The organism is Kitasatospora sp. NPDC001159, assembly GCF_053598235.1.
Genome location: NZ_JBSFJV010000286.1, coordinates 1 through 1,291, shown reverse-complemented (window position 1 = coordinate 1,291; position 1,291 = coordinate 1). Strand labels below are relative to the sequence as shown.

General features: G+C 73.2%; 1 protein-coding gene. It reads right to left on the bottom strand.

The features are described from left to right. Window positions 1–1,291, bottom strand: a 1,291-nt coding sequence (locus ACWC9T_RS41910; protein WP_449826264.1) for a polyketide synthase dehydratase domain-containing protein, incomplete at both ends; no start/stop codon positions are given.

Sequence of the window (1,291 nt, the reverse complement as noted above, 5' to 3'; positions counted from 1 at the left end):
TGCGCCGGATCGACGGGCTCGTGCTCGTGGACGGGCACGGCGTTGCGCGTGACCAGAACCAGCCGCGAACCGGCGAAACGTTCCTCCGCCAACCATTCCTGAAGCATCGTCAGTACGCTCGTGAGGATGCGGTGGGCGGCAGTCGGGGTGGTGTCTCCGGCTTCGTCCGTCGCGGGAACGCGGGCGAACACGGTGGCCGGAACGGCACCGCGCTCGGCGAGTGCGGCGAGCGGGCCGTCGAGGACGGTGGCGCTCTGCTCCACTACGGCCGGGCCGGCGGGGGCCCACTCGATCTCGAACAGCGGGTCCTGCCCGCCCGAGGCGGCCGCCAACTGCTCGGCGGTCACCGGACGGACGGCCAGCGCCTCCACCGAGGCGACCGGTGCGCCGGACTCGTCCGCCAGTAGCAGGGCGACATCGCCGCCCTCGGCGGTGGTCACCCGGATCCGCAGGGCGTCGGCGCCGGTCGCGTACAACGAGGCACCGGACCAGGCGAAGGGCAGCCGGACATCCGTGTCCCCCTGCTGCACCAGCAGGGTGTGCAGCGCCGCGTCGAGCAGCATGGGCGACAGGGCGAAGCCGTTGACGGCGGCCGCCTGGTCGGGCAGCGCGACCTCGGCGAACAGCTCGTCGCCGCGCTGCCACACCTGCCGCAGCCCGCGGAAGGCCGGGCCGTAGTCGAAACCGCGCTCCGCCAGTCGGTCGTAGAGGCCCTCGGCGGCGAGGGCCGTGGCGCCGGCCGGAGGCCAGGCGGCCAGGTCCTCGGCGGGAGCGGGCTCGGCGCTGGTGAGGACGCCGGTGGCGTGGCGGGTCCACGGCTCGTCCGAGTCGGCCTGGGCGGGCCGCGAGTGCAGGCTCGCCGTGCGGTGGCCGGTTCCGTCCGGCGCCGAGACGACCAACTGGAGGGTGAGGACTCCCTGTTCACCGATGACCAGCGGTGCTTCCAGGGTCAGTTCCGCCACGCGCGGGGCGTCGAGGCGGTGACCGGCGTGCCAGAACATTTCGAGCACCATCGCGGCTGGCATCAGCACCGAGCCCATCACTGCGTGGTCTGCGAGCCAGGGCTGGGAGGCGACGGAGAGCCGACCGCTGAACACCGTCCGCTCGACGTCGGCGAGTTCGACGATGGCACCCAGGAGGGGGTGCTCGGCTGCGGCGAGGCCGAAGTCGCCGGGGGTGGCGGTGTCGGGGGCGGTGAGCCAGTAGTGCTGGTGCTGGAAGGGGTAGGTGGGGAGGTCCGGCAGTGTGTGTGGGGTGGGGAGGAGGGTGGTCCATTGGATGGTGGTGCCGG